Source organism: Flexivirga sp., from assembly GCF_035551235.1.
GTDB lineage: Bacteria > Actinomycetota > Actinomycetes > Actinomycetales > Dermatophilaceae > Flexivirga.
Window position 1 is genome coordinate 146754 of the sequence record NZ_DASZNO010000019.1, and the last position, 25820, is coordinate 172573.

At 68.3% G+C, this 25820-nt stretch carries 23 protein-coding genes; 7 read left to right on the plus strand and 16 right to left on the minus strand.

All coding sequences use genetic code 11. The annotated features are described in order from the left end of the window. Nucleotides 1–23: 23 nt before the first annotated feature. Complete coding sequence (locus VG502_RS03795) at nt 24–3047, minus strand: UPF0182 family membrane protein (protein ID WP_325548693.1); 3024 nt, start codon at nt 3045–3047, stop codon at nt 24–26. A gap of 130 nt (nt 3048–3177) precedes the next feature. Between VG502_RS03795 and VG502_RS03800 the strand changes: the two genes are divergently transcribed. Then, nucleotides 3178–3723, plus strand: a complete 546-nt coding sequence (locus VG502_RS03800; protein WP_325548694.1) for a PPA1309 family protein — start codon at nt 3178–3180, stop codon at nt 3721–3723. Nucleotides 3724–3733: 10 nt separating this feature from the next. Here VG502_RS03800 and VG502_RS03805 read toward each other — a convergent pair whose 3' ends face one another. Beyond that, nucleotides 3734–4876, minus strand: a complete 1143-nt coding sequence (locus VG502_RS03805; protein WP_325548695.1) for a YlbL family protein — start codon at nt 4874–4876, stop codon at nt 3734–3736. Nucleotides 4877–4880: 4 nt separating this feature from the next. After that, complete coding sequence (locus VG502_RS03810) at nt 4881–5309, minus strand: molybdenum cofactor biosynthesis protein MoaE (protein ID WP_325548696.1); 429 nt, start codon at nt 5307–5309, stop codon at nt 4881–4883. Nucleotides 5310–5461: 152 nt separating this feature from the next. Between VG502_RS03810 and VG502_RS03815 the strand changes: the two genes are divergently transcribed. Next, nucleotides 5462–6985: a zinc-dependent metalloprotease gene (locus VG502_RS03815; protein WP_325548697.1), complete on the plus strand. Its 1524-nt coding sequence runs from the start codon at nt 5462–5464 to the stop codon at nt 6983–6985. Continuing rightward, on the plus strand, nt 6982–7536 hold the full coding sequence (locus VG502_RS03820) for an NUDIX hydrolase (RefSeq protein WP_325548698.1): 555 nt from the start codon (nt 6982–6984) through the stop codon (nt 7534–7536). Before VG502_RS03815 ends, VG502_RS03820 begins: the two co-directional genes overlap by 4 nt. On the opposite strand, the gene VG502_RS03825 is transcribed toward VG502_RS03820, so the two are convergent. After that, nucleotides 7528–8094 carry a M48 metallopeptidase family protein gene (locus VG502_RS03825; protein ID WP_325548699.1) on the minus strand — a complete coding sequence of 189 codons (567 nt, stop codon included), beginning with the start codon at nt 8092–8094 and terminating at the stop codon, nt 7528–7530. The genes VG502_RS03820 and VG502_RS03825 overlap by 9 nt on opposite strands. A 73-nt stretch (nt 8095–8167) precedes the next feature. Next, on the minus strand, nt 8168–8869 hold the full coding sequence (locus VG502_RS03830; RefSeq protein WP_325548700.1) for a helix-turn-helix transcriptional regulator: 702 nt from the start codon (nt 8867–8869) through the stop codon (nt 8168–8170). Between the two features lie 44 nt (nt 8870–8913). On the opposite strand from VG502_RS03830, the gene VG502_RS03835 reads away from it, so the two are divergent. The 3 genes from VG502_RS03835 to VG502_RS03845 all read left to right on the plus strand — a co-directional run bounded on the left by VG502_RS03835 (nt 8914) and on the right by VG502_RS03845 (nt 11652). Then, on the plus strand, nt 8914–9198 hold the full coding sequence (locus VG502_RS03835; protein ID WP_325548701.1) for a DUF2249 domain-containing protein: 285 nt from the start codon (nt 8914–8916) through the stop codon (nt 9196–9198). Nucleotides 9199–9314: 116 nt separating this feature from the next. Beyond that, entirely contained in the window at nt 9315–10232 is a 918-nt protein-coding gene (locus VG502_RS03840) for a TOMM precursor leader peptide-binding protein (RefSeq protein WP_325548702.1), read from the plus strand. 91 nt (nt 10233–10323) lie between these two features. Then, on the plus strand, nt 10324–11652 hold the full coding sequence (locus tag VG502_RS03845; RefSeq protein WP_325548703.1) for an ABC1 kinase family protein: 1329 nt from the start codon (nt 10324–10326) through the stop codon (nt 11650–11652). Here VG502_RS03845 and VG502_RS03850 read toward each other — a convergent pair. Genes VG502_RS03850 through VG502_RS03870 form a run of 5 tightly spaced genes read right to left on the minus strand, consistent with a single transcriptional unit; the run spans nt 11638 to nt 16903 of the window. Further along, nucleotides 11638–12456, minus strand: a complete 819-nt coding sequence (locus VG502_RS03850) for an ABC transporter ATP-binding protein (RefSeq protein ID WP_325548704.1) — start codon at nt 12454–12456, stop codon at nt 11638–11640. The two genes, VG502_RS03845 and VG502_RS03850, sit on opposite strands and share 15 nt — an antisense overlap. Beyond that, entirely contained in the window at nt 12453–13496 is a 1044-nt protein-coding gene (locus tag VG502_RS03855; RefSeq protein WP_325548705.1) for an ABC transporter ATP-binding protein, read from the minus strand. The genes VG502_RS03850 and VG502_RS03855 overlap by 4 nt, the downstream gene beginning before the upstream one ends. Then, nucleotides 13493–14383: an ABC transporter permease gene (locus VG502_RS03860; protein ID WP_325548706.1), complete on the minus strand. Its 891-nt coding sequence runs from the start codon at nt 14381–14383 to the stop codon at nt 13493–13495. The genes VG502_RS03855 and VG502_RS03860 overlap by 4 nt, the downstream gene beginning before the upstream one ends. Continuing rightward, nucleotides 14380–15315 carry an ABC transporter permease gene (locus VG502_RS03865; RefSeq protein WP_325548707.1) on the minus strand — a complete coding sequence of 312 codons (936 nt, stop codon included), beginning with the start codon at nt 15313–15315 and terminating at the stop codon, nt 14380–14382. The genes VG502_RS03860 and VG502_RS03865 overlap by 4 nt, the downstream gene beginning before the upstream one ends. Nucleotides 15316–15346: 31 nt before the next feature. After that, nucleotides 15347–16903: an ABC transporter substrate-binding protein gene (locus VG502_RS03870; RefSeq protein ID WP_325548708.1), complete on the minus strand. Its 1557-nt coding sequence runs from the start codon at nt 16901–16903 to the stop codon at nt 15347–15349. 180 nt (nt 16904–17083) lie between these two features. Here VG502_RS03870 and VG502_RS03875 point away from each other — a divergent pair, with 180 nt between their 5' ends. Next, the gene (locus VG502_RS03875) at nt 17084–18637 is read left to right on the plus strand and encodes a serine hydrolase domain-containing protein (RefSeq protein WP_325548709.1); all 1554 of its coding nucleotides are present in this window, start codon (nt 17084–17086) and stop codon (nt 18635–18637) included. A gap of 16 nt (nt 18638–18653) precedes the next feature. Here VG502_RS03875 and VG502_RS03880 read toward each other — a convergent pair whose 3' ends face one another. The 6 genes from VG502_RS03880 to nudC all read right to left on the minus strand — a co-directional run bounded on the left by VG502_RS03880 (nt 18654) and on the right by nudC (nt 25788). Further along, nucleotides 18654–19499 (minus strand): hypothetical protein, encoded by an 846-nt coding sequence (locus tag VG502_RS03880; RefSeq protein ID WP_325548710.1) that lies wholly within the window; start codon nt 19497–19499, stop codon nt 18654–18656. Nucleotides 19500–19608: 109 nt separating this feature from the next. Next, the gene (locus VG502_RS03885) at nt 19609–21198 is read right to left on the minus strand and encodes a PucR family transcriptional regulator (RefSeq protein WP_325548711.1); all 1590 of its coding nucleotides are present in this window, start codon (nt 21196–21198) and stop codon (nt 19609–19611) included. 503 nt (nt 21199–21701) lie between these two features. Beyond that, a complete protein-coding gene (locus VG502_RS03890; RefSeq protein ID WP_325548923.1) occupies nt 21702–21989 on the minus strand; it encodes a WhiB family transcriptional regulator in 288 nt (95 codons plus the stop codon). 204 nt (nt 21990–22193) lie between these two features. Further along, nucleotides 22194–22493 (minus strand): hypothetical protein, encoded by a 300-nt coding sequence (locus VG502_RS03895; RefSeq protein WP_325548712.1) that lies wholly within the window; start codon nt 22491–22493, stop codon nt 22194–22196. Between the two features lie 251 nt (nt 22494–22744). Continuing rightward, the gene (locus VG502_RS03900) at nt 22745–24862 is read right to left on the minus strand and encodes an ATP-dependent DNA helicase UvrD2 (RefSeq protein WP_325548713.1); all 2118 of its coding nucleotides are present in this window, start codon (nt 24860–24862) and stop codon (nt 22745–22747) included. Then, nucleotides 24859–25788, minus strand: coding sequence for an NAD(+) diphosphatase (nudC, locus tag VG502_RS03905; protein WP_325548714.1), 930 nt, complete (start codon nt 25786–25788; stop codon nt 24859–24861). Before nudC ends, VG502_RS03900 begins: the two co-directional genes overlap by 4 nt. Nucleotides 25789–25820: the final 32 nt, after the last annotated feature.

Here is a 25820-nt window from a genome sequence, read left to right on the forward strand (position 1 = left end):
CCCGATCGGCATGGCGGAACTCCCTACTTGCCGTCGGTCGACTTGGGCGCGGGCGAACTCGATGGTGCCGCGCCGCCCTGTGCCTCGATGGCGCGCTCGATGGCCGCCTTCAGCTTCTTCTGGTCCTCGCCGTATGCCGCGAAGTCGCCGTTCTTGAGGTCCTTCTCACCCTGCGAATACCACTTGTTCGCAGCTGCGAGCGCACTCTTGAGCTCGGGGTTGTCGGTCTTGGAAGACTTCGACGGTTTCGAGGACGGCGAGCTCGACGGTGACGGCGACGGCTTCTTCGACGGAGTCGACGACTGCCCCGAATCCCCCGCACTGGCACCGGAATCCCCGCCGAACAGTTCGTTCAGTGCCCCGTCCAGCGTCGTGTCCCAGGCCAGCTTGTCGCCGAAGCCGACGACGACGGCCTTCAACAGCGGGAACGACGTGTTGCCCGCCGCACGGACGTAGATCGGCTCGACATACAGCAGCCCACCGCCGACCGGCAGGGTGAGCAGGTTGCCCTCCTGCACCTCGGAACCGACCTGCTTGTTGTAGGTCAGGAACTGCGCCAGGGTCTGCTTGGTGGTCGGTGAGACGGCCTGCGAGGAGTTGATGTCGTTCTGGAACTGCCCCGGGCCCTTCACCGTGACGTTGCGGGGCATCTCCAGGATGCGGAACGTGCCGTAACCAGCGCTCTTCTTGCCCGGTGTGGATCCGGCATCCGCGTCGACCGTCATGAACGCCGCGAGGTTCTGCCGGTCACCGGTCGGGATGAAGGTCGAGGTCAGCGAGAACGTCGGCGACTTCTGGTCCGGCATCGCCACCGACAGGTAGTAGGGCGGCTGCTGTTCGCGGTTGCCGCGCGCCGGGTCGGTCGGGATCTGCCACTGGTCGTTGCCCTGGAAGAACTGCCCGGCATCGGTCACGTGGTACTTCGTCAGCAGCTCCCGCTGCACCTTGAAGAGATCCTCCGGGTAGCGCAGGTGCGACATCAGCCCCGCCGGGATCTTCGACATCGACTTCACCGTGCCGGGGAACGCGCTCATCCACGCCTTCAGCACCGGGTCCTTCTTGTCCCAGGCATACATCGTCACCTTGCCGGTGTAGGCGTCGACCGTCGCCTTGACCGAGTTGCGAATGTAGTTGACGCGACCGCCGGCCAGCCTGCGCAGGTTGTCCGAGGACGAGGTGAGCGCGTCGGTGGTCGCGTTGCCGAGCGACTGCAGTTGCGAGTTGGGGTAGTGCGCGGAGGTCGTGTAGCCGTCGACCACCCACTGCACGTGACCGCCCTCGACGACCGGGTAGGGGTCCCCGTCGACCGTCAGCCACGGGGCGACCTTCTTCACCCGGTCCACCGGGTTGCGGGTGTCCAGCACCCGCGACTCGGAATTGATCCCGCCGGAGAAGAGGAAGTTCAGGTCGTGGAACTTCACGGCATACGCCAGCTTGCGGTTCCACGAACCGACGCCGACACCGCCGTCGCCGGTGTAGGTCGTGCGCTGCTCCCCGCCCGAGGAGGTGCGCGGGTAGTCCAGCTCCCGCTTGGGCCCGCCCGCGGGCCCGCCGACGATCGAGAAGCGCGGCGACGACTCACCGAAATAGATGCGCGGCTCGAAGTCGCCCAGCTTGCCGACCGGCGGGATGTCGGACTCCATGAAGACCGGCTGGCCGTCGTCCGTGCGTTCGTTGCCGTATGCCGCCACGACGCCGAACCCGTGCGTGTAGACCGTGTGGTCGTTGACCCAGTTTCGTTGCGAGGCGGGCACACCGTCGAGGTCGAGCTCGCGCACGCCGACGACCGCGTCGTCGATCTGTCCGTCGACCTTGTAGCGGTCGACATCCAGCGTGTTGCCGAACTGGTAGTAGTTGCGCTGCCCCTGCAGCTGCCGGAACGTCGGTGACACGATCGAGGGGTCCACCAGCCGGATGCCCGGCACCGTCTCGGCATCCTGCGCGAGCTGCCCGGCACTGGTCTTCTTGGTCGGCGTGTAGGACGTGACCTTCACCTTGTCGAGGCCGTAGGCCTTCTTGGTCGCCTCGATGTTCTGGGCGATGTATGGCGACTGCAGCGACTGCTCCGTCGGGCGCACCTTGAAGCGCTGCACCAGTGCCGGGTAGATGGCGCCCAGCACGATCGCGCACACGATCAGCAGCACCAGCCCGACGACCGGCAACCGCCAGGTCCGCGTCCAGATCGTCGCGACGAACAACGCCGCGCAGATCACCGCCGCACCGGCGAGCATCGCCTTGGCCGGGAGCACGGCGTTCTGGGCGGTGTAGTCGATACCGGTGAAGAGTGAGTTGTCCGTCGTCGTCAGGTTGTAGCGGCCCAGCCAGTAGGCGACCGCACGCACGAGCACCAGCACCGCCAGGAGCAGTGACAGGTGGATCCGTGCTGACCCTGTGGTGCGAACTCCCTTGTCGCGCAACGCGATCCCGCCATACAGGTAATGCATGACGACCGCTGCGATGAGCGACAGGATCAGTGCCATGGTGACGAAGCCGATCACCACCTGCAGCCACGGCAGGGTGAAGACGTAGAAGCCGATGTCCTTGTGGAACTCCGGGTCCTTGCTGCCGAAACTCTGCCGGTTGAGCCAGAGCAGCGCCGTCTTCCACTGGCCGATCGCCGCGGATCCGGTGAACAGCGCGAAGACCAGCGGCACCAGCCAGAACGCCGCCTTGCGGAAGGGCTCGATCGCCTCGCGGTAACGGTCCATGCTGTCCAGCTCGGCGGTGACGGGTGCATAGATCGGCCGCTGCCGGTAGGCCAGCCACATGCTGACCCAGATCAGCCCGCCGGTCAGGGCGGCGCCGACGATGAACATCGTTGTCTTGGTGAGGTATTCGGTCCGGAACACCGACGAATAGCCGATGCTCTTGAACCACAGCTGGTTGGTCCACACGTTGGCCCAGACCTGCGCGAGCACGAGGACGGCGATCACCGCCGCGGCGAGGATGATCACCCGTCGCGCTCCGACGGGTCCGAAGCGGCGCACCATCATGCCCGCGTGCTGGTCGCGCTCGCCGCTGTCGGCCGGCTCGTCCGAAGAAGTCAACGTGGGCCTCGTGTCCAAGGGTGCTGGGGTGATGCTGGGTTGAAAGGACAACTTAACCCGCGGACTTATGAACCGAACTGTCCGCCGGGCAGATACGGCAGATCGTCACCGTGATGACACCATGAGAGGCATGCCGTCCGACGAGTCCGCACCCAAGGCCAAGCACGTCCTCAGCCCGCTGGGCGAATGCGCGATCGACACCGAGCGACACGTCGCGTCGGCCGGATGGGATCAACCCCCGAGGCTCTTCGCGATCGCACGCAACGGTGATCTGCTGGCTCGCGAGCCGGGCCTGGCCGGCCAGTTGCACGGCGCCGACCCCTCGGCATACAGCACCATCGAGCAGGAGGGGCTGCCGCAGACCTCGAACATCGAGAGCCTGCTGCGGCAACTCGCCTGGCCGGCCGAGGTCGACGGTGTGGCGCTGGCCCTGGAGCGGATCGTCGTCCCGCCGGAGGCGGAGCAGGACCTACCGCAGAACCCCGAGGCCGCGGCCGAGGCGCTGGCGGCCCACCCCGACCGCGCCGACGTGCGGTTGCTGGTGGCGGTGCTGCGCGACGGCGAGTCGATCTGCTTGCTGCGGCAGCGTTCTCATGACGCCGACGACCAGGTCGCCGTCGGACGGGACATCGCTCCCGGCCTCGTCCACGCACTGCAGGTCACCCTGGAGGAGTAGGCGCCGCGCGTCAGCAGCCGGGGAAGCCCGAGGTCTTGCCCGCAGCGATCTTCTTCAGCGCGGCGAGCGCGTCCTTGAGGTTGTCGATCTTGATCACCGTCAGGCCCGACGGGACATGACCCTTGGCCTCGGTGCAGTCGCTGTTGGGGGCCAGGAAGAACTTCGCGCCGGCCCGCTTGGCGCCCAGCATCTTCTGCCGGATCCCGCCGATCGGGCCGACCGAGCCGTCCTCGCTCATCGTGCCCGTGCCGGCCACCTGGTGGCCGCCGGTCAGCGCGCCGGGCGTGAGCAGGTCGTAGATCGCCAGGGTGAACATCGTGCCCGCCGAGGGACCGCCGACGTTGCCGGCGTTGACCTTCACGTCATACGGGAACTTGTATGACGGTGAGATGGCGATGCCGAAGACCGCGTGACCGTCGTCCCCCGCGCTCGTCGGCACCTTCAGGTGCAGTGTCTTCGAGCCACGCTTGACGGTGACCGGCACGGTGTCGCCGGCCTTCACTTTTGCCATCACGGTCGAGACGGACTTCAGGCTGGTCACCTTGTGCCCGTCCAGCTCGACCAGTACGTCCTTGGCCTTCAGCTTGCCCTCGGCCGCGGCACCTGCCTGCAGCTGCACGACCTTGACCGACTCCGGCACGGTGACACCCGCTGCCCGCATCGCCACGACCTCGGCGGTCTGCTGCGAGTTGGTCATCTCCGCGGTGCTCTGCTGCTCGACCTGCTTGGAGGTCACTCCCTTGGGGAACCACATCTCCTCGGGGTAGATCTCGGCATCGTCGTCGAGGTACTTGGCGCGCAACCACTCCATGACACTGACGGGGTACTGCGGGCCGCCGGCCATCGACACCGTCGTGAAGTCGAGGGTGCCCGACGTCGGGTAGGTCTTGGCACCCTTGACCTCGATCACCGGCTTGTCGCCCGCCTTGCCCAGGGTGTTGGTGACCGGGCCGGGACGCATGATGACCTTGGGCACGTGGATCAGGTTGAGCGCCGCGATCGCGACCACCAGCACCGCTCCGACGACCAGCAACCCGATGTTGCGGCCGCTCAACGACTTCTTGGTCCCGATCGGGTTGCCGCCCTGCACGTCGGCTGCGGGGGCCGGCCCCGCTCCCGGACCGTTCGCCCCCGATTCATTCGCATCTGTCATCGATCTACAGCCCGACCCATTCGTCACTTCCGTCGCGGAACACCTGGTGCTTCCAGATCGGCACCTGTGCTTTGAGGGTGTCGATCATCTCCTTACAAACTGTGAGCGCCGCACCGCGGTGCGGGGCACTGACCGCAACCACGACCGCGGTGTCGCCGATCGCCAGGCGCCCGACGCGATGGACCGCCGCCAGCGCGGTGATCTCGTCGGTCAGCACCGATTCGGCGACGTCGCGCAGCGTGTCGACCGCGCTCGGATGTGCCGAGTAGTCCAGCAGCTCAACGGCTTTGGCGTGGTCCTGCTGGCGGACCGTGCCCACGAACAACGCGACGCCGCCGGCCGCCGGGTCGCTGACGGCGGACAGCGCTTCGTCCACCGACAGCGCGGTGTCGCGCAGGTCGACGAGACGCACCCGTGGGTCTGGCACCGTCATACGTCGTCTCCTGATTCTGCTTCGAGCGAACACGTGCCGGGCGGCGGAACCACGCCGGCCGCTTCGTGGTTGTCTAGTGCAGAGCCTATTCACCGCTTCCGGCGCGCACACGCCGCGTGCCGCATCCGGGCATCGGCAGGACGGAGAAGACGATGTCGAACAACCCACCCGAGCTCCCTGATGACCAGTCCGGCGACGACGACCAGCAGCCGGACCTGTCCGAACTGTTGCGGTCGATCCTCGGCGGCGACTCCGACAACGACCAGCTCGCCGGTGCCCTGGAACAGATGGGTGTGCAGGGCATGAACCCACAGATGATGGAAGCACTGCAGAACCAGCTGCAGGCGATGATGTCCGGTCCCGTCGACGGCCCCGTCAATCTGGAGCTGGCGACCGACGTTGCCCGCAAGACCGTCTCCGCCGCCGGTGACTCCAGCGTCGGCGCGGCGACCGTGCGCGATGTGGAGCAGGTCGTCCAGGTCGCCAACCTGTGGCTCGACGAGGTCACCGAGTTCGCGGCGGTCGGGCCCGCCAAGGCGCTCAGCCGCGCCGAATGGGTGGAGCAGACGATGCCGATGTGGCGTCAGCTGGTCGAGCCGGTCGCGGGCGGTGTCAACAGCGCGATCGAGCGTGCGATGGGCGAGCAGTTGCGCCGGCTGGACCCGCACGACGCGGAGCAGATGGGCCTGCCGCCGGGCATCGACCCCTCCGCGATGATGGGCCAGATGCAGCCGATGATGGCGCGGATGAGCGCAGGCATGTTCGGCGCGCAGATCGGCCAGGCCGTGGGTGCACTCGCCGGCGAGCTGGTCAGCGGCACCGAGGTCGGGCTCCCCCTCACCGACGGCATCGCGATGCTTCCGGCAAACGTCAAGGACTTCGCCGAGGGCCTCGAGGTCGACGGCGGAGAGGTCCACCTCTACCTCGCGGTCCGCGAGGCGGCGCGTGCCCGGCTGTTCGCCGCGGTGCCGTGGCTCGGCCCGGCCCTGATCGCCGCCGTGCAGTCGTATGCCGGGGACATCTCGATCGACAGCGAGGGCATCGAACGCGCCGTCGCCGACGCCGACACCTCGGATCCGGCAGCGATGCAGGAGGCCCTGCAGGGATCGCTGTTCAGCCCCGAACCCTCCGAGGCGCAACAGCGCGCGCTCGCCCACCTGGAGACCCTGCTGGCCCTCGTCGAGGGCTGGGTGGAGGTCGTCACCAATGAAGCCGCCGGCAAACACCTGCCGCACACCGTGCAGTTGTCCGAGGCCGTGCGCCGCCGTCGTGCGTCCGGCGGTCCGGCCGAGCGCGTCTTCGCCTCCCTGGTGGGTCTGGAGCTGCGCCCGCGTCGATTGCGTGATGCCGCAGCGGTATTCACCGAGTTGGAGAAGGCCCTGGGCGCGGTCGAGCGGGATGGCGCGTGGAAGCACCCCGACTTCGCGCCGGCCACCGCGGATCTGGACGACCCGAGCGGATACGTCCGGCGCCGCCAGTCCCCCGACGCACCCGCCGCGCAGCCCGACGAGGTCGACACCGCCCTCGAGGCGCTGCTGGCCCAGGGCACCGCGGAGTTGGATGCCGAGCGCGGCGACACCAGGGACCACCGGGACGGGAACGACGACACCGACGACGACACCGACGATGACACCGGCGATGACAGCCAGCACGGCCCCGGCAAGGACGACGCGTGACCTCAGCCGACCCGCGTCAGGCCCTGCGGTCCGACGCGTTCGCGCTGTTGCGCGCGGCCGCGCCGGGGCCGGCGCGGGACGCATTCGAGGCACACCTGGCGGCATACGAGGACGGGCTGTGGCGTGACGGCCCGCCGGAGCATTTCACCGCCAGCGCCGTGGTCTTCTCCGCCGACGGGAGCCAGGTGCTGCTGGTGCTGCACAAGAAGGCGAGGCTGTGGCTGCAGCCGGGCGGGCACTTCGAGCGGGGCGACCGGACGGTTGCCGGCGCCGCGCTGCGTGAGGCGGCCGAGGAGTCCGGCATCGACGGGCTGACACCGGTGCCCGGTGCGCTGTTCCTGCACCGGCACGACCTGGCCGCGGCATTCGGGCGCTGCACCGCGCACTGGGACCTGCGGATCGCCGCAGTCGCCCCGGAGGGCGCCGCGGTCGTCGTCTCCGACGAGTCCGACGACGTGCGCTGGTGGCCGGTGGACTCGTTGCCCGAGCCGACCGACCCGGACCTGGCCGACTGCATCGTGGCGCTGCGGGAGCAGCTCGTCTCAGCCTGACTCGCCCTCGGAGCCCGCCGGCAGCACGTCCGAGTCGTCCTCGCGCGATGTGTCGAGGCCGGCGCCGAAGGCCACACCGTCGAGATATCCGCGAGCCCGCTCCAGCCGCGGGTAGGCCTCCAGCAGTGACCAGAAACTCTTGCCGTGGTCGGGTTGCAGCAGGTGGGCCAGCTCGTGCAACAGCACGTAGTCACTGACGTATTCGGGCATCCCCTGCAGGCGGTCGGAGAGCCGGATGGTGCCGTTGGCCGGCGTGCAGGAGCCCCAGCGCGCCTGCTGGTTGGTGACCCAGCGCACCGACACCGGGTGGGCGAGGCCGCCGAGGTAGCGGGTCGACAGCTGCACCGCGCGCTGCATCAGCTCGGAGTCGGTGCTGCGACCCCGATCCGCGGCAGCCTGGACCTTGCGGACCATGTCGGCGACGAGGCGCTCCTCGTCCTTCTTGGACAGTCGGGCGGGCACCATCACGACGATGCGATTGCCGTCACGGTATGCCGACACAGTGCGACGCCGGCGCGCGGAGCGCCGCACTTCCACTTCGGGTGTCGCCGACGTCATACGTCGAACCTAAGCGATGGTGCCGACAATGGCGACCATTTCAGCCGCCGCCACACCCGCTGGGTGCCTCCTCTCACCCGGGCAGGCGCAGCACACAGCCGCCGGGCTCGGAGAACGGCTCGATGCGACCGTCGTCGGCGGTGCCGCCGAGCGCCTCGGCCGCGCCCTGCACCATGCCGAGGTGCACCTGGCAGATGACCTCCGGGCGGGCGCGGGCCGCGTCCAGCAGCGGACAGGTCCGCAGGATCACCTCGCCACCGTCCCGCTCGGCCGGTGAGAAGCCCAGCCGGGTCAGCAGCGCCAGCAACTCCGCCCGGCGACGGGCACGCGAGCGCTGCGGTCCGGTGGCCAGCTCGGCGCCCCAGGCGCGGCCGACCCGGCGCGCATCATCCGATGCGTTCTCGCTGTGCGCAGCCAGGTGTGTCGCGAATACCGTTGCGAGTGTTCGGTAATCGTCGGCCAGCTCGCCGACCGCACCGGCGAGCGCGCTGCGACCCGCCTCGTTCAGCGTGTATTCCACCGCCGGCCGGCCGCGCCCCGACTGCCTGGTCGACTCCGTCACCAGCCCGCGCTCCGCGAGCGCCTTCAGGTGCCGGCGCGTCATGTTCGCGTGCAGCTCGACCTGACCGGCGACCCGCGCAACATCCAGTGGCCCCTCGTCGAGCGCTCGCAGACAACGGATCTGGGGATCGCTGAGGTCGTCCTCGGGCAGGACGGGTGACGGTCCGTGACCGGCAACGATTGCCTTCGGGAGACCGTCGGCTGTATTTTTCACACTGTCAGTGTATTAAGTCGGGACCACGTACGAGAGACATCGCGATGACTGAACTGCCGATCACCGAGGTCCACAGCTGCCGCTGCGGCTGCTCCGACAACGCCGACCTGCCCGAACTCGACACTCGCACCATCCCGCACGCGCTGCGGCACGGAGCCGTCTTCGGCGCCCTCGCCACGCTGCGCCCGGGGCAGGGCCTGGTGCTGATCGCCTCGCACGACCCCAAGCCTCTGGTCGCCCAGATCGCCGAGGGCACGGACGGCGCCATCGCCGTCAGTTACCTGGTCGAGGGCCCGGAAGCCTGGCACCTGCGGATGATTCGCCGCTGAGCACGACCGCGGAGTGACGCGGCCCGGCGGGCCTGTGGACAAGTTCTGCGCGAGACAGTCGTCCGGTGACACGGTGTCTCCTTTCGCCGACAGCGGCGATCGAAGGAGGACGTGTCATGACCATCCCGCGAAGTTCTCCCCCGCTGCGCTCCGCCGATACGTCGCAGGGACCCCGCTCGAGTGCTCGACCGCAGGTGGTGACCCGTCCGGAACTGCCGCCGGAGCTCGCGCTGCACCGTCGGAGCACCGGCGCCGTGCTCGTGCGGGGTCCCGGCGCCGGCTCGCTCGTGCTGAACGGCCTCACCGAGGCCGAGACGACCGCGGTGGTCGGGCTGACCGCCGCACAGCGGGCACACGGGGCGGTCGACCACCGTGCCGCGCCGTCGGTGCGCTGGTCCCAGGTGTTGCACTTCGTCCACGAGGCGGCCGCACTGCTGGCACCGGTCGGTTCGGCCACCGGGCAGGTCGTCGTCCTCGGCGAGGGGCCGCTGCCGGATGAGATCCGCCGGGCCCTGGACCCGATCGTCGCTCGGGTCATCACCGAGCCCGAGGCGATGCTCGCCCCCGAGTTCGATCCCGCCATACACACCCCGGACCTGGTGATCCTGCCCGCGGTCGACGCCGTCATCCCGCTCGCCGGACGCGCCTGGCACGGGCGTGGTGTGCCGCAGCTGCCGGTCGTCGTCTCGGGCGGCCGCCTCAGCGTCGGTCCACTCATCCGCCCCGGGTCGGGCCCGTGCCTGACCTGTCTGGACCTGCACCGTGGCGCACGCGACCCGGGCTGGGCCCCGTGGATGGCCTCACGTGCCCTCCGGTCCGACGTCGACGACGAACTCGACGCATTGCCCGAATTACGTGTCGCAGCAGCCGCACTCGCGGCTTTGGTGGCCCGCGGGCTGTTGGACGACCAGCCCCTGCCGACCGGCGTCGGTCTCAGCCTGGAGCGCCCGCAGCCTCGCGTCCATCACCACTTGTGGACTCCGCACCCATCCTGCTGCGCTGTCGCAGACACGCGGGTGACAATGGACGCATGAAGTTGATTCAGCACGAGTGCAGGGATGCTCGCAATGCGTTGGCGTTGCAAGGAGCTCGCGACTCGCAACGCCGTCGCACGGTGAGCCCGTCATGAGTGAGTTGCCGCGAAAGTCGGTGACGCGCGCTGCGCGACTGGCGACGCTTCCCCTCGGCATCGGCGCACGTGCTGCGGTCGGTCTGGGCAAGCGCGTCGGTGGACGCCCGGCCGAGGCGGTCACGGCCGAGTTGCAGGCGCAGACCGCCGAGCAACTCTTCAAGGTCCTGGGCGGCCTCAAGGGCGGCGCCATGAAGTTCGGTCAGTCGATGTCGATGTTCGAGGCGGCGTTGCCGGAAGAACTGGCCGCGCCATACAGGGCGACGCTGACCAAGCTGCAGGACACCGCTCCGGCGATGTCGACCACGTCGCTGCACGCGGTGCTGGCCGACCAGATGGGGGTGCGCTGGCGGTCGAAGTTCCGTGAGTTCGACGACAAACCACGAGCGGCCGCATCGATCGGCCAGGTCCACCACGCCGTATGGCGGGACGGGCGTGAGGTCGCCGTCAAGGTGCAGTACCCCGGAGCGGCCGAGGCACTGATGTCCGACCTCAACCAACTGTCCCGGGTGGCCCGGATGAGCACCAGCTGGGTGCCCGGGCTCGACGTCGTGCCGATCCTGCGCGAGCTGAAGGGCCGGATGGCCGAGGAGACCGACTACAGCCTCGAGGCGGCGATGCACGAGCAGTTCGCCGAGGCGTTTGCCGACGACCCCGATTTCCTGCTGCCGGAGATGGTCTTCGCGACCGAGCAGGTCATCGTCAGTGACTGGCTGGACGGGGTGCCGCTGTCCCGAATCATCGAGTCCGGTACCCAGGAGGAGCGCGACCTGGCCGCGGCGCGCTATTTCGAATTCCTGGTGAGCGGACCCGAGCGAGCCGGCCTGCTGCACGCCGACCCGCACCCGGGCAACTTCCGGCTGCTGCCCGACGGACGGTTCGGCGTGCTCGACTTCGGGGCCGTCAACCGACTTCCCGACGGCCTGCCGTCGGCCATGGGCGAGCTGATCACCGCAGCGCTGCACGGCGACGAGCTGACGCTGCTGGACGGCCTGCGCGAGGAGGGCTTCGTCAAACGCTCGATCGACGTCGACGCCCAGGACGTGCTCGATTATCTCGGCGTGTTCCTGAAACCGTTGCGCAGCAACGAGTTTCGATTCGATCGCGACTGGTTGCGCGGCATCTTCAACTACCTCAACGACCCGCGCAACGCGACGTTCACCGTCGGCCTGCGACTCAACCTGCCGCCGAACTACGTGATGATCCACCGCGCCTGGCTCGGTGGCATCGCGGTGCTGTGCCAGATCGGCGGCACCGTGCCGGCCCGGGAGGTCTTCGACCGCTGGGTCCCGGGCGCAGACCTGCCACCGCTATCGCGACAGTGACTGTCCGTCACGAAGCCCCTCGGTGCGTGGCCCGCCGAGTCGGGGTATGGCGCTGAGTAACGTCCTCGTGTAGTCGTCCCGTGGGTCCGCGAACAGCTCCGCGCAGGGTCTCTCCTCCACGATCTCACCGCGGTAGATGACGTTCACGCGGTCGCACAGCGTCCGCACGATCGACAGGTCGTGCGAGATGAACAGGATGGACAGGCCGACCTCGTCGCGCAGGTCGGACAACAGGTTGACGATTCCTGCCTGCACCGAGACGTCGAGCGCAGCCACCGGTTCGTCGGCCACGAGCAGCCGCGGCTCGATGGACAGCGCGCGTGCGATGGCCACCCGTTGCCGCTGCCCTCCCGACATCCCGGCCGGGCGCGACCCGAGCAGCGACGAGGGCAGTCGGACCATGTCCATCAGTTCGCGGCAGCGCGTCTCGATCGCCTCGCCACGCAACGCGGTGTGCCGGCGAAGCATCTCCGCCAGGGTGCCGCGGATCGTCATACGGGGATCGAGCGAGCCGTACGGATCCTGGAAGACCATCTGTATGCCGCGCCGGTCCGCCCGGCTGCGCCGAGCGCCGAAGGCCTTGCCCTCGAAGGTGATGGTGCCGGAGTCGATCCGTTGCAGGCCGACCACCGCTCGCGCGAGAGTCGACTTCCCGGAGCCGGATTCGCCGACCAGTCCGACGATTTCGCCGGCACCGACATCCAGCGACGCCGACTTGACCGCGTGTATGACGGTCCGTGCCTGCTTCTGCCGGAAGGTCACGACCACGTCGGAGCAGCGCAGCTGCGGAAGGTCGGTCGTCATCGCGACTCCTTGGCGAGCCGGACCGACGAGGCATCCTGCCGTACCGGGTGCAGGCAATGGACTTCACGGCCGTCGATCGGGGAGGTGTCGGGCACGCGTTCGTGCTCGCAGTCGTCCTCGCGATACTCGCAGCGGGGCGCGAACGGGCACCCGGGAGGGCGGTCCCCCAGCGCCGGTGCGCTGCCCGGTATCGAATAGAGGCGGCGGCCGATCCGATCGACGTCCGGTGTCGACCGCAGCAACGCCTCCGTGTAGGGGTGGGCCGGCTTCTCGAACACCGCACGCAGGTCGCTCGATGCCTCCATGACGTTCCCCGAATACAGCACCGTCACCGAGTCACACAGCTGCGCGACCACCGCAAGGTCGTGGGTCACGTAGAGGACACCCGCACCCAGCTCGTCCCGCAGATGCGTGAAGAGGCTCAGGATCTGTTGCTGCACAGTCACATCCAGCGCCGTCGTGGGTTCGTCACACAGGATCAGCTTGGGCCTGCCCGCCACTGCGGCCGCGATCATCACCCGTTGTTTCAGGCCCCCGGAGAGCTCGAACGCGTAGGCGTCGACGGTGTGCTCGGCGTCGTGGATCCCCACCAGTCGCATGAGGTGTATGGCGTAGTCACGCGCTTCAGCCCGACGCATGCGATCACGACGCATCACGGCGTCCACGATCTGCTCGCCGACCGGTATGACGGGGTTCAGTGCGACGGACGGCTCCTGGAAGATCATCGAGATGCCAGCTCCGCGAACGCGTTCCAGTTGCCGTCGGGCGCTCTTCGATCGCTGGGACAGGTCGAAGGCCTGACCGTCGAACTCCATCAGCCCGGACACGACCGTCGCGTTCGGTGGCAGCAGGCCGAGCATCGCCCGCAAGGTGAGGCTCTTGCCCGAACCCGACTCACCGACGAGCCCGCGTGCCTCGCCGGGTCGCAACTCGAACGACACGTGCTCCAGAACGGTGTGCTGCGCCCCCGCGACCTGCAGGTTCACCGTCAGGTCGTCCATCGTCAGCAGCGGACCGCTGTCGTCCATGGTGCTCCTCATCGGTCGATCCGCAGGGCATGGGCCAGACCGTCGCCGATGAAGGACAGCGCGAGGCTCGTCCAGATCACTGCTGCAGCAGGGAACAGGGTCACGCCGTAGTAACCGCCCGCGAGGAACTGCTGCCCGTCGGCCATCATCGAGCCCCAGTCGGGTGTCGGCGGGACGATGCCGAGGCCGAAGTAGCTCAGCGTCACGATGACCCCGACATTCATGACGATGTCGCTCATCGCATAGACGATCGCCTGCGTCGCGACGTTCGGGGCGATGTGCCGCCACAGGATCCGGCCGGTCGAGATGCCGCCCGCTTCGCAGGCGGACACGAACTCCTTGTTGCGCAGGACCATCGCCTCACCGCGCACCAACCGGGCGTAGGCGACCCACGAGACGCAGGTGATGGCCACGAAGATGCTCCAGGCCCCGTTGCCGAGCACGAAGACCAGGGCGATGACCAGGATGAAGAACGGGAAGGCAGTCACGATGTCGGCCAGGCGCATCATGATCATGTCGACCCAGCCGCCGAAATAGCCTGCAACTATTCCGAATACGAGGCCCAGTAGGAACGGTGCGATGACCGCCACGACGGCGATCGTCAGGTCGCTGCGGGCGCCGTACACGACACGGGAGAAGACGTCCCGGCCGAGATTGTCGGTCCCGAACCAGTGGCTGCCGGACGGCCCCAGCAGCGTGTGGAGCGCATCCGGCTCGGTCGGACTGTGCTGGGTGATGAGCGGGGCGAACACGGCTGCCAGCGCCAGCAGTCCGAGCATCGCGCCGCCGATCCAGAGTTGCAGGTTGTGGCGCCGCAGCCAGGCGGGCGCCCAGCCGGCACTCCGACCGATCGGCTCGACGACCGGTGGGGTCAGCACGGTGGTTTCGCTCGTGGTCATGAAAGCCTCGCCCTCGGGTCGAGTCGTGCGTAGACGAGATCAGTGGCGAGGTAGACGACGACCACCAGCAGACCGAACACCAGCGTGCAGGCCTGCACGAGCGCGTAGTCGCGGTTGAGGATTCCGGTCATCAGCATCGAACCCATTCCGGGTATGGCGAAAACCTGCTCGATCACCAGGGCGCCACTGGCCAGCGCACCGACCTGGATGCCGAGAATGCTGACGCCCGATGTCGCTGCGTTCCGCAGCACGTACCGACGCCGAATAGGCCCGACTCCCAAGCCTTTCGACTGAGCGAAGGTGACGTACTCGCTGCCGTACGACTCGATCATCGCGGCGCGCAGACCGCGCACGAGAAGGGGCACGATGCTCAACGCGATCGTGACGGCCGGGAGCACGAGCGCCCAGGCCCGATGGCCGAATCCGCTGGGATAACCGCCGGCCGGAAAGATCGCGACCCGGACACCGAGGAAGAGGATGAGCATGCTCCCGATGAAGAACGTCGGCGAGCCCTGCATGACGGCGTTGAAGATCCGGACCACGAATGCCGCCCATCCGTTCGGCCTGGTCGCGCTGCGGGACGCGAGCGGGACCGAGATGAGCGCCGCGAGGATCGCACTGAGCACGATCAGGATCAGGGTGACCGGCAGCCGCTGCGCCATCAGCGAGGTGATCGAGGAGTGGTAGTAGAACGACGTCCCGAGATCGCCACGCGCCAGGTTGCCCAGGTACGAGAGGTATTGCATCGGCAGGCTCTGGTCGAGGCCCCACTGGTGCCGAAGGGCGGCGACCGATGCGGCATCGGCCTTCTCCCCCAACGCTGTTCGCGCCGGGTCGCCCGGCGCCAGATGCATCAGGATGAAGGAGATCGTGACCACTCCCCACACCACGGGTATGGCGAGCAGCAACCGCCGGACGAGCCACCGCAACACGGAGGACTCCTTTCGCTCGGTGACCGGGGCGCTACTTGGACAGCCAGACCTTCTCGAGGAAGTAGTTGCCGGTCGCGCCGGGATGGAACCCGCCGACCTTCGTGGAGTAGGAGTAGGTGCCGGGGACATAGAAGAGCGGGATGTACGGCACGTTCTGGTCGATGATCTGCTGCATCTGGTCGTAGGCCTTCTTCCGCGTTGCCTGATCGGAGGCGCTGCTCGCCGATGCGGCCAGCTTGTTCATCTGCGGATTGTTGAACCAGGTGTAGACCGTGTGCACACCACCGGTGAATGTGCCTGCGAACCGTGCGATTTCGTCGGGGTCGACGATGTCGGTCGTATAGAGACCAAATGCCATGTCGTAGTTCCCGGCATGCTTCGCTGTCACGATGGCCGACGGATCGAGGGGCTTGATCTTGAGCTTGATGCCGATCTTGGCGAGGTTGCTCTGCACGAGTTGGGCCTCGCTCGAGGCGTCCTGATCACCCGAGGCGATGGTGATCGTGGTGGTGAAACCGTTGGGCTTGCTCGACTTCGCGAGCGCGGCTTTCGCCGCCTTCAGGTCGAAGGGCGTCGGCTTGATCGATGCGTTGTGTGCCCAACTGGTCGGCGACAGATAGGAACCCGCGACGGTGCCGTGCCCGTTGTAGACCGACTTCAGGATCGCGTCCTTGTCGATCGCGAGCCGGATCGCCTTGCGCACGTTGAGGTCGTTCAGCGGAGCGTGCTTGGTGTTCATACCGAGGTAGTCGACCTCGCTGGAGGGGAACGTGCTGACCTTCAGCGTCGGCTGTTTCTGCAACGACTTGATGCTGGAGCTCGGCGGATATTCGTTGATCTGGATCTGGCCGCTGGCCAGCTGGGTGCTTCGGGTGTTGCTGTCGGGTACCACCGTGAAGTTCACCGAGTCCAGTCGCGGTGTCCCCTTGCGCCAGTAGCCGGCGTTCTTGACGATCTTGAGACTGCTGCCCTTGGTCCAGCTCTTGAACTTGAACGGCCCGGAGCCGATCGGGTGCTTGGCGAACGCTTGTGCCGACTTGCCGCCGTAGTCCTTGGGCACGATGGAGTTCGCGTAGAGCGCCATGTCGGAGGGCAGCGGCGCCCATGCTTTGGCCGTGTGGAAGACGATCGTGTGGGCGTCGGGGACGTCCATCCGGGTGATGATGGAGTCGATGAAGGAGAACGGCGCGTCCTTCTTCTGGTTCTGCTCGATGGAGAACTTCACATCGGCCGAGGTCACCGGCCGGCCGTTGGTGAACTTGGCGTCCTTGCGCAGGTGGAACGTCCAGCTGAGCTTGTCGGCGGACTGCTTCCATGAGGAGGCGAGCGACGGCTGCACCCCCTTGCCGTCCGGAGCGGGCACCGTGAGCGTGTCGTAGATCTCCTCGATGATCCAGATCGACGAGTTGTCCGTCGGGACCGAGGGCAACAGGCTGGTTGCCTCGTCGGCGCGCGCCATCACCAGATTTCCGCCGGAGGTCGGCTTCCCGGCACCGGTGCCTGCGCCCGACGATCCGGACGAGCACGCCGCCATCGATGCAGCGGCCGCCACGACCACCACGCTGCTCAGGGTCTTCCTGCGTGTCATGACCGTCAGAGTAGGTGCGAGTCGGTAGTGCCAGGACTGGTCATCAGAACGAAAGTTCCGCCCGAACTTGGTGCGGTCGAACGGTTTTCGCCGCGGGGCCAGCAGCTACCTTGTGGACGTCCCGTGCCGGCACCCTCATTGCCCTCGGGTCCCGTGAACCCGAAGGAGTGCTCAGTCACGATGTCGAACGAGACGATCCGGATCCCGATCGAGACGGAGCTCGACGCGTTCTTCGCGCAGCACGTCACGGCCGACATGTACAAGGGACTCACCTACGGCATCACCGGGCCGGACGGCCTGCGCCATGCCGCAGGCTTCGGCGTCGTCACCGACGACGGGCTCGTGCCCGATGCCGACACGGTCTTCCCGATCGCGTCGATGTCCAAGAGTTTCATCGCCTGCGCCGCGCTCATCGCGCGCGACCGGGGACAACTCTCCCTCGACGATCCGATCACGAAGTTCTTCCCGCAGTTCATCGCGTCAGGCACCGTCGAGGATCCGTGCGATCCGCCGACGCTGGGGATGCTGTTGTCGATGTCGGGCGGACTGACCGAGGACAACTCGTGGGTCGACCCGTTCATCGATGCCACCGAGGAGGTGCTGCTGGACCACATCAGCAAGGGCCTTCGATACAGCCATGTCCCGGGCACGGTCTACGAGTATTCGAATCTCGGGTACACGCTCGCCGGTCTCGCCGTCGGTAGGGCCGTGGGCCGGCGGATAGAGCACTTCGTCCGAGACGAGATCTTCGTGCCACTCGGGCTCTCCTCCACCTGTTTCGACAGCGCGGCGCCGGCCGACATCACTCGCGCCACGGGCTACCACCTCAACCCCGACGGGGACTGGATCGGTTATCCCTACGTGGCATCCGTCGCGTTCGCCGCGGCCGGCGGCATCATGAGCACGGTCCGGGACCTGTCCCGGTGGATCACCTGGCTCGGCGCGGCATTCCGCTCACCCGACGAGCGCGACACACCCGTCCTCAGCCGATCGTCCCGACGGGAACTGCAGCGTCTGCACATCCTGGACGCGCCGTCGCTGTCCTTGGCATCGGACGGGTCGCTCCGCCCGACGGTCACCGGCTACGGACTGGGTTTGCGCATCGACGTCGACCTCCGTCACGGGACCGTCGTCGCACACGGTGGCGGGCTGCCGGGTTTCAGCCTCTTCATGTGCTGGCATCCCGACTCCGGCCACGGCGTCGTCGCGCTCACCAACAGTCACCGAGGCAGCGCGGGCACGCTGTGCTCGGCCGCCCTGGCCCGGCTGTTGTCGTATGACGACACGCCTGCGGAAACCGTCCGATTGTGGCCGGAGACAACGCAATTGCGCGAGTCGGCCGAGCAATTGGTGCGTGCCTGGAACGACGACGTGGCGGCGGAGATCTTCGCACCGAACGTCGACTTCGACCGCCCGCTGACCGAACGTCGCGCCGAGATCGACGAACTCGTCGCACAGGTCGGTCCACTGGCAGCACCCCGGCCGCGGGAGGACGTCGTGTCGGCCGTCACGGCTGCCGACGTCACCTGGTCGATTCCCGGCGCGCGCGGCGAGCTGATCTGCATGATCCACCTGACACCGGTGGAGCCCGCGCAGATCCAGGAGTTCGTGATCCGGGCGGTTCCCACGGGCCGGCCACGGGCGGCCGCGCCGGTGGACATCTCGCCGCGGCGGGCGCATCTGGGCGACAGCGCCTTCTCGCCGGTGCGCAACGTGCGGGTCGAGCTGGGCTGACGCCGCCGCGCGAACGTCAGACGAGCGCCATCTCGAGCAGATAGAAGCCCGCACGGTCGAATCCGGTGACCTGCCAGCCGTTTTGGATCAGCCCGAGAAAGGCGTCACGTGTCGCGTGCCGCCACGACTCGGCCAGTTCGACGTCATACGTGCGCAGTGCCGAAATGTCATCGGGTATGGCGAGCCGACATACCGACGCGGTATCCGGCAGGTCCACGAGGACCGGTTGGCGTGCTCGACCGACCTCGAGAACCGGTGGTACCTCGAGGTTTTCGGCAGGTTCAGGTGGCGGCCACCGGGCGATGTCCCACTGGACCACCATGCGATCACTGTGCTGGCCCTTGTTGAGTCCGTCGCTCATCGCACCGTAGAAGTCCGGGATGTAATCGACGGCGTCGGCACCGAGGCGCCGTAGGTTGAAATACGCATTGCGGGCCACGAGGGGGTCATAGGTCCACGAGACGGTGGAGATCCCCCGACCCAGCGCCCAGGCGCGCTGGTGCAGCTTGAGCGCCAGTCCGACGCCGTGTCCGCTGTGTGCCGTCCGCACCCCGGCGATGTGCGAGTGGAGTCCCGACGCCGCCGGCGACGTGCAGAAGCCGACGCATACGCCGACCAGGTGCTGCCGCGCGAACGCGCCCGCGACGTAGTTGTCGGAATGCAGGAGCGCGATCAGCAGACTCGCCTCCAGCGGCGGACGCCCCTTGCCGGGCGCCCAGATCTCGGTCAGCAGCGCACACGCAGCCGGTGTCTCTTCCACCTGCAGCCGACGCACCACCACCTGACTGGAGTCGGCGTGAGCCACCGCGATACGCCGTGCGGCGTCCATGCGGTCCGCCAGGGACCTGTCGGTCGAGGTCACGTCGCCCAGCATCCGACATGTGCCCGCCCGCTTCCTCATCCGAACGGACGAACTTCGCGGCAGCGCTTGTCCGGTCGCACGAACGGCGGAGCGCTCCGCGCAGCGTGCGTCACGCCGTGAGTCGGAACTGCAACATCAGCCGGAATCTGACCTCCGGATCGGTCAGGTCCACCCCCGTCAGCTCGACGACCCGGCCCAAGCGGTACCGGAAGGTGTTCTTGTGCACGTGCAGGGTGGTGGCCGCCGTTCCCACATCACCGAAATGATCGAGCCACGCGCGCAGTGTCTCCTCGAGGGCGGACTGGTGCCGTTCGTCATACGAACGTAGTGCGGCGATCGGCCCGGACAGGGTGGCTTCCTCCCGAATCAGCAGATCCGACATCCGCATCAGCAGACCCTGCACCTGTACGTCGGCGGCCAGCACGACCTGGTCCGGCACATCGTTGGTCGCCCGCAGCACGCGCAACGCGAGGTCGGCGTCCCGGCGGGACCGGTCGAGTGCGGCGGCAGCTGCGACGGTCGTGCCGATGCTCACCACCACCCGCTCGCAGCCCCGGCCCGACCGGCGCGCGAACTCCGTGGCGAGCCGACGAAGCTGGCCGACGTCGACCGGGCGGTGCTCGTGCGCCGGCACCACGGCGTAGACGGTGTCCCCGAGCACGGCGGCCAGGGCCGTGGGGATCTCCGAGTGGAGCAACATGCGCAATGCCCCGGCAAGCCGCTCCAACTCCGCGGAGGCGGCCGCGTCGTCCATGGTCTCTTCCCGCAAACCGACGGCGAGGACGCAGCCACCCGTCACGGCGTTGCGCATCTTGGCGACCGCCTCCTGTGCGGCCGCGCCGCCCTCGATCAGGGCGCTGACGGCTGCCGCCCGCCAACGGCTCGACGCGTCCGCCGCCATCCGGTTGCGCAACATCGCGATCGCGGCCGTGCTCGCCGCTTCGCTCATCGCGGCCGCCCTGCGGGCCGACAGCGGGGCATCGACCACGGCCCAGATCGATCCGAGCACCTCGTCGCCGGCGCAGATCCGGACAGCCGAGCGCGGTCGGATGCCATCGCCGATCGACGTGATGTAGATCGGCTCCCTCGAAGCGTAGAGACGACGGAAGGCACCTCGTTCGATCAAGCGGTCGTTGTAGCGGCGCGGGACCTGGTGACCCAACACGCTCGCCTTGCGTGCCTCGTCGGCGTCGCCCTGGTCGGCGGAGAAGGCGAGGATGTGCGAACCGATGTCCTCGACCGTCACGGGTGCATTGAGCAGCTCCGACAGTGCGTTGGCCACCTCGAAGAGGTCCAGGCCGTCGTTCGCCGGCGCCATCACCCCGTCGCCCTCGTGCCGGCTGCCGTCCAGAATGCCGGCGACCTGGATCCACGAAGCGCCCCGAACAAGGCCGAGCAACGCGACCTCGCCGGCCGTCGCGCGCTCGACGATCCGCTCGGTGAGGTGCACCGGCTCCCGGACCACGAGCGCGGACGCCCGATGGTCCATCAGCAGTGACAGTAGCTCCTCGATCGCGTCCGCGCCCTGCACCCCGACGCCGAGAACCACCGAATCTTGAGGGATGTCAGGAGGATCCGTCGGATCGAACAGGACGACGCCGGAGGTGCGCCGCTCACGATCGAGGACTCCGGCATGCGTCGTCAACAGGGTCAGTCCCAGCCGTTCGACGATTGTGCCCAGGGTGGTGCGGTCAGCCATCGGAGACCCTCCGGAAGACGGGCCGGTTCGCCTGGGCGTGCACGAGCGGACGTCGAGGCGGCCGGCAGAACTGTGATCCTCTGATCGTCTGCCATCCGCGACGCCGGTGCAGCGAAATATCGCGCCCGGCTCAGAGTGCGAGCATCGGTCAATGACAGGGGCGCGCACGGTCCTTGCGGGACACACGCTGCCGGACATGGCAAAGCCGGCCGCGGTAAGCCGCGACCGGCTTTGCGATCGGACCGCCACTGAGGGGCGGCTGACTGACGTTCATCGACGTGGTGTGGTTGGCGGGGGAAGCACACGCGTCACGTGTTTGCTTCGCCTTACCGCCATCTGCCCCGTCGGTGGGCGCGGTCGGGTCGGTTCGACCCGCAGCAACTGAAACATGATGGAAGCTCTTTCGGGATGGGCATCCCGACATGACCGGTGTTGCCCGGAAGGGACACACCGGTCATGCGGCATACCGGTGTCATGAAGTCGGAATGTGGTGCGCATGGTCGTCACGCGGCCACGGTCTGCTTGCGCGGACGGCCACGCGGCCGCTTCCGCGGAATGACGACGCCCTGGGCGAACAGCTCGCCGCCCCAGACTCCCCACGGCTCGGAGCGGTCCTTCGCTCCGGCGAGGCACTCGGCCCGCAGCGGGCAGCTGCCGCACAGCGCCTTGGCGAACTCGACGTCCTCCGGGCGCTCGGCGAACCACAGCTCGGGGTCGTTCTGGTGGCAGGGCAACTGCTCGCCGCATTCTGCGGCCAGGCCAGTCGCGTCTATGAGATCGGTCAACATCATCGGTGGCACCTCCTTGTCGCGGTGACCCCGGGTGCGGGGCCCCTCCTGCTCGGTCGGCGCGTGGTTCGCGCCGGCCGTTCGTTCCCTGGTGTTGTTCGGCATGGAGCTCGGTCTTCCTGCTGGTGATGGAAGCCCGCGACACAAAAAGGCCGCGGACCCTGGTGTCGGGTTCCGCGGCCTTCGATGAGGACCTTGTCGTCTGAATCAGACGGGTGGCCTTGCAAGGACGGAACGCCGGACACCGCCGGCAAACTTGGAGTTGTAGGTCTGGACATCGCGCATGAGGCCGAGATCGGTGGCGTCAATCGCGCTGACGGCGGAGCCGTCGACGGAGCGCTCGCGCACGACCAGGCCATTGATGCCATTGATGCTGCCGGCGGCGAACGCACTGATCCCCTGGACCCGACCGCGGGAGGCAGCGAGGTGAACACTGGTCACCATCGGAAGGGCAGACGTCATCGCGGCGTGCTCGTCACACGGCTGCGTCATCTGAATGTTTCCCACGTCGAACCCCTCCTCTCGCTTTCGCGGACCTCGTCGCGCCGCCTGGGCGCGCGAGCTGAACATCCAACAGGTTACGGGGTGCATATGCACCCCGCAACTGAATTAACGAGAATTCTTTGCAGGATTCTCTCCATCAACGAAAAAGCTTGCACCACAACGAGATTCGGCCACAGAAATTTGTATGGCGCCAGCCCGCGGCCGGCTGGGCAGGCCCGGGCCAGGTGCTCAGACGGGGTGCTCGCGCCGGGTGCTCAGGCGCTGCCCTGCGCCGCGACACACTCCGCGGCCGCCGCGACCGGGTCTGCACCGTCGAGGACGGAGAGCACGGCGTCGCCGTAGGTGTCGCGCTTGTGCTTGCCCACGCCGGAGACGCCGGCCAGCCCGGCGATGTCGCTCGGCCGGCTCTCGGCGATGGCGATCAGGGTCGCGTCGGTGAAGACGACGAACGCCGGCACCTTGGCGCGGGTGGCGACTTCGAGTCGCCACGCCCGCAGGGCCTCGAACTGCGCCTCGTCATAGGTCGCCGGACAGTCCGCACACCGGCCGATCTTGCGCTCGGAGGCGGTGTCCAGGGTCGCGCCACAGGTGCGGCAGGTCTTGGGCTTGGCGGGCTTCTTCGGGACGGCGCCGGAGCGGGTCTTCGGCGCGCTGCGTGCGCCCGGACCGAGCACCGCGGCCGCGGCGTCGAGGAAACGTGACGGGCGCCGGGATGCGCGGCCGCCGGGGTTGCGCGCCGCGGCCCAGCTGAGCAGGAGGTGCTTGCGCGCGCGGGTCAGCCCGACATACAGCAGACGGCGCTCCTCCTCGATCGCCTGCGGGCCCTCGGCCATGGAGATCGGCAGCAGGCCGTCCGAACACCCGATGAGCAGCACGGCGTCCCACTCCAGGCCCTTGGCGGCGTGCAACGAGGCGAGCGTGACGCCCTCGACGGTCGGCGCATGCTGCTCGGCCGCGCGCCGATCGAGCTCGTCGACCAGCTCACGCAGCCGGAAGCTCTCGTCGGCACTGCCCATGTCGTCGGCCAGCTCGACGAGCGCGTTGAGGGACTGCCAGCGCTCGAGGACCGCACCACCGGACGGTCGCTGCGGGGACCAGCCGGCGCCGGTCACGATGTCGCTGACCAGCTTGCTCAGCGCGACGCTCGCGTCATCGCTGCGCACCGCACCGCGCAGCAACACCAACGCTTTTCGGACTTCGTCGCGCTGGAAGAAGCGTTCGCCGCCGCGCACGAGGTAGGGGATGCCGGCAGCGGACAGCGCCTGCTCCACGGCCTCGCTCTGGGCGTTGATGCGATAGAGGACGGCGATCTCGCTGGCCGGCACGCCCTGCTTCAGCAGCTTGCCGATCTCCTGGGCGACGTATGCCGCCTCGGCGTCGTCGTCGGACAACTGGCTGAGCACCGGCGCCGGACCACCGTCGCGCTGGGCCTGCAACCGCACCGTCTCCGCGTGCCGCGTGCCGGCCTGCAGGACGAGGTTGGCGAGGTCGACGACCTGCGGTGTGGAGCGGTAGTTGCGAACCAGCCGAACCGTCTGCGTGCCGGGCCGGCGGCTCGCGAAGTCGAGCAGGTGACGCGGCGAGGCACCGGTGAACGAATAGATGGTCTGCGCCGGGTCACCGACGACACACAGGTCCGGACGGTCGCCCACCCACAGGTCCAGCAGCGCCTGCTGCGCGGCGTTGACGTCCTGGTATTCGTCGACCACGAAGTGGCGGTATTGGCCGCGCACGGTCGCCGCGATGTCGTCACGCTCGGCCAGCACGCCGGCCATCAGCAGGATCACGTCCTCGAAGTCGATGACGTCGCGTGCGGACTTGACCTCCTCGTAGGTCTCCCAGAGACGCGCCATCGCGGTGAGGTCGAGCTCCGCCGGGGACCGGCCGGCCTTTGCCGCCGCGGCGCGGTAGGTCTCCGGCGTCAGCATCGAGACCTTGGCCCACTCGATCTCGGCGGCGAGGTCGCGGATCACGACGCGGTCCAGCTGCAGGCGCAGTCGCGCGCCGGCCTCGCCGACCACGGGGGCCTTGTGCTTCAGGATCTGTGGCAGCGGACCGCCGATCGCCTGCGGCCAGAAATACCGCAGCTGACGCAGCGCCGCCGCGTGGAAGGTGCGCGCCTGGACCGTCGGCAGGCCGAGGCCGCGCAGCCGGGTGCGCATCTCCCCCGCAGCCCGCGCCGTGAACGTCACGGCGAGCACCCGGTCGGGCCGGTAGGCGCCGGAGTGCGCGCCATAGGCGATGCGGTGGGTGATCGCCCGGGTCTTGCCGGTGCCGGCACCGGCGAGCACACACATGGGCCCGAGCGGGTTGCTCGCGACCTGTCGTTGCTCGGGGTCGAGGCCGTCCAGGACGTCGTCGGCGATCGTCATGACGACCGCTGCCGCAACAGGGAGCCGTCATCGGGCTGGTCGATCGGCCCGCCATACCAGTGCTCGATCAGGTGCCGTGCGATCGACAGCCGCGCAGACAGGCGCACCTCACCGCCGGCGACGGCGGCGGCCAGCTCCGGACGGGTGAACCACCGGGCGGCGGCGATCTCCTCCGGGTCGAGCGTGAGCTCGGTGCTCGTCGCGCGGCAGGTGTAACCGACCATCAGCGAGGCCGGGAACGGCCATGACTGATCGCCGAGGAACTGCGCGTCGACGACGGACACCCCGACCTCCTCCATGACTTCGCGAGCGACGGCGGTCTCGAGCGACTCGCCGGGCTCCACGAAACCAGCCAGCACCGACATACCGTTGCCGGCGAAGTTCCGGCCCCGTGCCAGCAGGAGCCGGTCGTCGGCGTCGATCACCGACATGATCACCGCCGGGTCGGTGCGCGGATAGTGGTCGCGGCCGCAGCCATCGCAGTGCCGGGCCCAACCGGCCTCGGTGACGCGCGTCGCACTGCCGCATTTGGGGCAGAAGCCGTGCACCGCGTGCCAGCGGCCGATGCCGGTGGCGGTCAACGCGATCGGTATGTCGTCCGTGTGCAGCCGCATACCGAGATGCCGCAGGCCCTCCGCCGGGACCTCGTCGTCGTCGTCCCGCAGCACGGCCAGCACCTCGCGATCGCCGATCTGGCCGAGGTAGACCACGAGTTCGTCGACGTCTGCCGGCTCCGGGGCGCGGTAGTGGAGCCGGTTGCCGTCACCGGTGTTGGGCAGCCTGTCGCCATACACATCCAGGACGGCGGTGGACGGCCGGCTCAGGAGTGAGGAGATCAGTGCGGGGTCGCGACGCCGCGCGGAGCGGCGGTCGAGGGCGGAACTGTCGAGGACCAGATCGAAACCAGTTTGCGAAGCTGCGGGCACGCCATCCAGGTTATGCGCTCGCTTCGGCTTAC